Source organism: Nocardioides sp. (genome assembly GCF_035703625.1).
Taxonomy (GTDB): Bacteria; Actinomycetota; Actinomycetes; order Propionibacteriales; family Nocardioidaceae; genus Nocardioides.
Genome location: NZ_DASSXS010000157.1, coordinates 1 through 6,752, shown reverse-complemented (window position 1 = coordinate 6,752; position 6,752 = coordinate 1). Strand labels below are relative to the sequence as shown.

Sequence of the window (6,752 nt, the reverse complement as noted above, 5' to 3'; positions counted from 1 at the left end):
GCCGTCCACGACCAGCTGTCCACGCTCGGGCACATCTCGAACTTCTTCGCCAGCCGGCCCCAGATCGAGCTGGCGGAGAGGCTGCTGGACCTGCTGCTCGGTCCGGCCACGTCGAGGTCGACCGACGGTCGCGTCTTCTTCTCCAACTCCGGCGCGGAGGCCAACGAGGCGGCGTTCAAGCTGACCCGGCGCACCGGCCGCACCCGCATCGTGGCCGCCGAGGGCGCCTTTCACGGCCGGACCATGGGCTCCCTCGCGCTCACCGCCAAGGAGGCCTACCGGACCCCGTTCGAGCCACTGCCCGGCGAGGTGACCTGGGTCCCGTACGGCGACGTCGACGCGCTCGCCGCCGCGGTCACCGACGAGACCGCGGCCGTGCTGCTCGAGCCGATCCAGGGCGAGGCCGGTGTGGTCGTGCCGCCCGACGGCTACCTCGCCGCGGCTCGCCGGATCGCCACCGGGAGCGGTGCCCTGCTGTGGATCGACGAGGTGCAGACCGGAATCGGCCGGACCGGCCGGTGGTTCGCCCACCAGGCCGACCGCGAGCTGGCGGAGGACCCGCCCGACATCGTCACCCTCGCGAAGGGACTCGGTGGCGGCATCCCGATCGGCGCCACCATCGCGACCGGGCGGGCCGGCTCGTTCTTCGAGCCCGGCAACCACGGCACCACCTTCGGCGGCAACCCGGTGGCCTGCGCGGCGGCACTCGCCGTGCTGGGCGTGATCGAGGACCAGGGGCTGCTCGACGAGGTCGAGAAGATCGGAAAGCGGCTCACCGACGCGATCGTCGCCGGGCACGAGGTCACCACCGTCCGTGGCCGGGGACTGCTGATCGGGGCGGACCTTGCCACCGACGACGCGGCCGCGGTCGTCGACGCCGCGCGGGCGGCGGGCTTCCTGCTCAACAACACCGGTCCCGCGACGCTGCGCTTCGCACCTCCGCTCGTGATCTCCGACGACGACGTGGCCGCCTTCGGCAACGCCTGGGCGGGCATCCTCGAAAAGGCGACGTCGTGAGGCACTTCCTGCGCGACGACGACCTCTCCCCGCCGGACCAGGCGCGGGTCCTGGAGCTGGCCGCCAAGTGGAAGGCAAGCCCGTACGACGCTGTGTCCCCCGGGCCGCTGGCCGGCCCCAGGACGGTCGCGATGATCTTCGACAAGCCGACGCTGCGCACCCAGGCGTCGTTCGCCGCCGGGATCGCCGAGCTCGGTGGCCATCCCATGCTGGTCGACGGCACGCTGGCGGGGATCGGGGTGCGCGAGCAGGTCTCCGACGTGGCCCGGGTGCTGGGACGGCAGGCCTCGGCCATCGTGTGGCGCACCTTCGAGCAGTCGCGGATCGAGGAGATGGCCGAGCACGCCGGCGTCCCGGTCGTCAACGCGCTGACCGACCTGTTCCACCCGTGCCAGCTGCTGGCCGACCTCCTGACCGTCTCCGAGCACAAGGGCCGCACCACCGGGCTGAGCGTCGCCTTCGTCGGCGACGGCGCGTCCAACATGGGCAACTCCTGGCTGCTTGCCGGCGCGACGGCCGGCATGGAGGTGCGCGTCAGCTCCCCGGAGGGCTACCAGCCCGACCCGCAGCTGGTCGACGAGGCCACCCGGATCGCCGAGGGCACCGAGGGCTCGGTACTGCTCGAGCCGGACCCCCGGGCAGCGGTGGCCGACGCCGACGTGGTGGTGACCGACACCTGGGTCTCGATGGGGACCGAGGACGAGCGCGCGGGGCGGACCGAGGCCTTCCGCGACTTCTCCGTCACCAGCGACCTGTTCGCGCTGGCCCGGCCCGACGCGATCGCCATGCACTGCCTGCCGGCCCACCGCGGCAAGGAGATCGACGCGGCGGTGATCGACGGGCCGCGCAGCGTCGTGTGGGACGAGGCGGAGAACCGTCGCCACGCCCAGAAGGCGGTCCTCACCTTCCTGCTGGAGGCCTCACCATGAACCAGACCGCGCTCCGGCCCACGACCAAGAACGCCCGCCACCAGTGCATCATCGAGCTGATCTCGCGGCGCGAGGTGAAGTCCCAGGGCGAGCTGGCCCACCTGCTCGCCGAGAGCGGGCTCCACGTCACCCAGGCCACCTTGTCCCGCGACCTGGTCGAGCTCGACGCGGTCAAGGTCCGGGGACCCTCAGGGGCCCTGGTCTACGCCGTGCCGGGCGAGGGCGGCGACCGACGACCCTCGGCACCCGGCTCGAGCGCCGCGGCCGCCCAGCGCCTTGCTCGCCTCTGCGGCGAGCTGCTGGTCTCGGCCGACGCGAGCGCCAACCTCGTCGTCCTCCGGACGCCGCCGGGTGCCGCCCAGTACCTCGCCAGTGCCTTCGACAAGACCGAGCTCTCCGACGTTCTCGGCACCATCGCCGGCGACGACACGGTCCTCGTGATCGGCCGCGACCCGGCCGGTGGGGCCGACCTCGCCCGGCGGTTCCTGGCCCTGGCCACCGACCACTCCGAACAGAAGGAACGTCCCACGTGAGCAAGGTCCTCACCTCCCTGCCCCTCGGCCAGCGGGTCGGCATCGCCTTCTCCGGCGGCCTCGACACCTCCGTCGCGGTGGCGTGGATGCGAGCCAAGGGCGCCATCCCGTGCACCTACACCGCCGACATCGGCCAGTACGACGAGCCCGACATCGACGGCGTACCCGAGCGCGCGCTGCTGTACGGCGCCGAGATCTCGCGGTCCGTCGACTGTCGGCGCACCCTCGTCGAGGAAGGACTCGCCGCGCTGGCGTGCGGCGCCTTCCACATCCGGTCCGGTGGGCGCGCCTACTTCAACACCACGCCCCTCGGCCGCGCCGTCACCGGCACCCTCCTGGTGCGTGCCATGCACGAGGACGGCGTCGACATCTGGGGCGACGGGTCGACCTTCAAGGGCAACGACATCGAGCGGTTCTACCGTTACGGCCTGCTCGCCAACCCCGACCTGCTGATCTACAAGCCCTGGCTGGATGCGGACTTCGTCCACGAGCTCGGTGGCCGGCACGAGATGAGTGCCTGGATGACCGCGCACGACCTGCCCTACCGCGACAGCCAGGAGAAGGCGTACTCCACCGATGCCAACATCTGGGGCGCGACGCACGAGGCCAAGATCCTCGAGCACCTCGACGCGTCCCTGGAGGTGGTCGAGCCGATCATGGGCGTCAAGTTCTGGGATCCCGAGGTCCGGATCGACCCCGAGGACGTCAGCATCCGGTTCGTCGAGGGGCGGCCCGTCGCCCTCAACGGACGGGACTACGACGACCCGGTCGAGCTCGTCCACGAGGCGAACGCGATCGGCGGCCGTCACGGCCTGGGCATGTCCGACCAGATCGAGAACCGCGTGATCGAGGCCAAGTCGCGGGGCATCTACGAGGCCCCCGGGATGGCCCTGCTCTGGATCGCCTACGAGCGGCTGCTCAACGCGGTCCACAACGAGGACACGATCGCCAACTACCACGCCGAGGGGCGCCGGCTGGGCCGGTTGCTCTACGAGGGGCGATGGCTCGACCCGCAGGCCCTCATGCTGCGCGAGGCGATCCAGCGCTGGGTGGCCTCCCTGGTCACCGGCGAGGTGACCGTGCGGCTCCGCCGCGGCGAGGACTACACCGTCCTGCGCACCGACGGGGAGAACTTCTCCTACCACCCCGACAAGCTGTCGATGGAGCGCACCGACAACGCCGTGTTCGGCCCCACCGACCGGATCGGCCAGCTCACCATGCGCAACCTCGACATCTCGGACTCGCGCGCGAAGCTGGAGTCGTACGCCGCGCAGCCGCAGGACCAGGGCCACGTGCTGGTCGAGCACGGCAACCTCTTCGGCGCCATCGAGCCGGGCGGTGCCGACCGGATCGCCCGCCGCGACGACGCCGACCAGCTCGACGACGAGGCGCTCGACCATGCCGCGATGGAGTCCGGCACCGACTGATGGGCCCGGTGATCCGCACGGCTGCCCGGGTGCTCCCGGTCAGCCCCGAGGGACAGGTGCTGCTCCTGCAGTGCCAGGACCCGGCGCGCCCCGGTGACCTGCACTGGATCTCGGTCGGCGGAGCCGTGGACCCGGGCGAGACCCGGGTCGAGGCGGCGTTGCGCGAGCTGCGGGAGGAGACCGGCATCGAGGCGGAGCCGGGCGACCTGACCGGCCCGGTCCACGAAGGCGACTACCGCTTCTCCTGGGACGGCGTCGAGTACCTCAACCAGGCGACCGTCTACGCCATGGCGTGCGAGCGCGGGGTCGAGGTCAGCCTGGACGCCCTGGAACCGGGTGAGGTGGGCAACGTCCTGGCGGCCGCGTGGTGGACCCCGGAGGCGCTGGCCGCCGACGGGACGGCCGCAAACCCGGACCTCCCGAGGATCATGGGACGGGCCGTCGCCACCATCCGGGAGCGGGAAGACCAGAGGGAGGCAGCCCGTGAGCGGCACTGAGTCGACCACCAACACCGGCAAGCTGTGGGGCGGACGCTTCGCCGCCGGGCCGTCACCGGAGCTGGAGGCGCTGTCCCGGTCCACCCACTTCGACTGGCGGCTCACCCCCTACGACCTCGCCGGCTCCCGGGCCCACGCGCACGCGCTGCACCGTGCCGGGCTGCTCACCGCCGGCGACCTCTCGCAGCTCGAGCGTGGACTCGAGGCGCTGGGGGAGCGGTACGCCGCCGGGGAGCTGCGTCCGGATCCGTCGGACGAGGACGTCCACGGCGCGCTCGAGCGGTTGCTGCTGGAGGAGGTGGGCCCGGAGGTGGGCGGACGCCTGCGCGCCGGCCGTAGCCGCAACGACCAGATCGCCACGCTCCTCAAGGTGTTCCTGCGGGATCACGCGGGCGTCATCGGCCGCCAGGTCCTCGGCCTGGTGGAGGCCCTGGCCACCCAGGCGCGCGACCATCTCGACGTGATCATGCCGGGCCGGACCCACCTCCAGCACGCCCAGCCGGTGCTGCTCGCCCACCACCTCCTGGCCCACGCCTGGCCGCTCCTGCGGGACGTCGACCGGCTGCGCGACTGGGACCTCCGGGTCGCCGCCGACTCGCCGTACGGCTCCGGTGCCCTGGCCGGGCAGAGCCTCGGCCTCGACCCTGCGGGGGTGGCCGCCGAGCTCGGCTTCACCGGCTCCAGCGCCAACTCCATCGACGGCACCTCCGCCCGGGACTTCGTGGCCGAGTTCGCCTTCGTCACCGCGCAGATCGGCGTCGACGTCAGCCGGCTCGCCGAGGAGGTCATCCTCTGGTCGACCCGGGAGTTCGGGTTCGTCGAGCTGCACGACTCCTGGTCGACCGGGTCGAGCATCATGCCCCAGAAGAAGAACCCCGACATCGCCGAGCTCGCCCGCGGAAAGGCAGGGCGCCTGATCGGCAACCTGAGCGGCCTGATGGCCACGCTCAAGGCCCTGCCCCTGGCCTACAACCGGGACCTCCAGGAGGACAAGGAACCGGTCTTCGACTCCGTCGACACCCTGGAGGTGCTGCTGCCGGCCTTCACGGGACTGGTCGCGACCCTGACGTTCGACGGCGCACGCCTGGCCGAGCTCGCCCCCCAGGGCTTCTCGCTGGCGACCGACATCGCGGAATGGCTGGTGCGCGAGAACGTCCCGTTCCGGACCGCCCACGAGGTGGCCGGCGCGTGTGTCCGCCGGTGCGAGGAGCTCGGCCTCGAGCTGCACGACCTCGATGACGACGAGCTGTCGGCGATCTCCCCGGCGCTGACGCCCGAGGTGCGATCGGTCCTGACGGCCGAGGGCTCGGTCTCCTCCCGCCAGGACCGGGGTGGCACCGCGCCGGACCGCGTCCGCGACCAGCTGGGAGAGCTGGCCGCAGCCGTCCACGCCCAGCGGGAGTGGCTCGGTGGGCCGTGAGCTCGGCGAGCTGCTCACCCGCCCCGTGCTCGAGGTGGCCCCCCTCCTGCTCGGCGCGACGCTGCGCCACGGCGACGTGGCCGTGCGGCTCACCGAGGTCGAGGCGTACGACGGGGCGAACGACCCGGGATCACACGCCCATCGAGGTCCCACGGCCCGCAACGCGGTGATGTTCGGGCCTCCCGGCCACCTCTACGTCTACTTCACCTACGGGATGCACCACTGCTGCAACGTCGTGTGCGGGCCCGACGGCGAGGCCTCCGCGGTCCTGCTCCGGGCCGGGGAGGTCGTCGACGGTCTCGAGGCCGCACGGGAGCGCCGCCCGCGGTCCTCCGATCGCGACCTGGCCCGCGGCCCGGCCCGGCTCTGCCGGGCCCTGGCGATCGATCTCGAGCACAACGGCGCGCCGCTGATCGCGCCGCCCCTCACCCTCGACCTCGACCCCGCCACCGGGCCGGTGGCGACGGGTCCCCGGGTGGGTCTGCGCCACGCTCCCGACCGGGCATGGCGGTTCTGGCTGCCGGACGAGCCGACGGTCTCGCAGTACCGGAGCGCGGTCGCCCTCCCGCGCCGGCGCACCGCGCGATGAGATACCGAGTTGAGTCCCTCGGTGGGGGAGCGCTATCGTTGTCGGGCGCTGCGATCGCGGCCCCCGGGCCCGGCCTCGAGCCGGACCCGAAGGGCATGTCGCGCGTGGTCGGTGCGGGTGGCCCCCAAGTTGACGGGGTCGGACCGAACCGGTAAGTTTTCCAAGGTTGCCCCAGCGCAGGCCCGAGAGGGTGTGTGTCGGTGCGCGTCTGATTTTTGAGAACTCAACAGTGTGTCAATAGTCGATGAATTATTTTGTATGCCCTGTTGATGATCCTTTTTGGGTTGTTGATGGTTTGATGATGATTCTGGCGATAGCTAGGGTTTGTTGTCAGGTGTTG

Annotated in this window: 7 protein-coding genes; all 7 read left to right on the top strand. The window is 71.8% G+C overall.

The features are described 5' to 3' along the window. A partial coding sequence (locus tag VFN12_RS07765; protein ID WP_325118064.1) for an acetylornithine transaminase occupies nt 1-1,017 on the top strand: 1,017 nt, incomplete at its 5' end. After that, the gene (gene argF, locus VFN12_RS07760; protein ID WP_325118063.1) at nt 1,014-1,946 is read left to right on the top strand and encodes an ornithine carbamoyltransferase; all 933 of its coding nucleotides are present in this window, start codon (nt 1,014-1,016) and stop codon (nt 1,944-1,946) included. The genes VFN12_RS07765 and argF, both read left to right, overlap by 4 nt. Beyond that, nucleotides 1,943-2,479 carry an arginine repressor gene (locus VFN12_RS07755; protein ID WP_325118062.1) on the top strand — a complete coding sequence of 179 codons (537 nt, stop codon included), beginning with the start codon at nt 1,943-1,945 and terminating at the stop codon, nt 2,477-2,479. The genes argF and VFN12_RS07755 overlap by 4 nt, the downstream gene beginning before the upstream one ends. Beyond that, complete coding sequence (gene argG / locus VFN12_RS07750) at nt 2,476-3,906, top strand: argininosuccinate synthase (protein ID WP_325118061.1); 1,431 nt, start codon at nt 2,476-2,478, stop codon at nt 3,904-3,906. The genes VFN12_RS07755 and argG overlap by 4 nt, the downstream gene beginning before the upstream one ends. Before the next feature lie 8 nt (nt 3,907-3,914). After that, nucleotides 3,915-4,403: an NUDIX hydrolase gene (locus VFN12_RS07745; RefSeq protein WP_325118060.1), complete on the top strand. Its 489-nt coding sequence runs from the start codon at nt 3,915-3,917 to the stop codon at nt 4,401-4,403. Further along, entirely contained in the window at nt 4,390-5,823 is a 1,434-nt protein-coding gene (gene argH / locus VFN12_RS07740; RefSeq protein ID WP_325118059.1) for an argininosuccinate lyase, read from the top strand. The genes VFN12_RS07745 and argH overlap by 14 nt, the downstream gene beginning before the upstream one ends. After that, entirely contained in the window at nt 5,813-6,412 is a 600-nt protein-coding gene (locus tag VFN12_RS07735; RefSeq protein WP_325118058.1) for a DNA-3-methyladenine glycosylase, read from the top strand. The genes argH and VFN12_RS07735 overlap by 11 nt, the downstream gene beginning before the upstream one ends. The last annotated feature ends 340 nt before the right edge of the window (nt 6,413-6,752 follow it).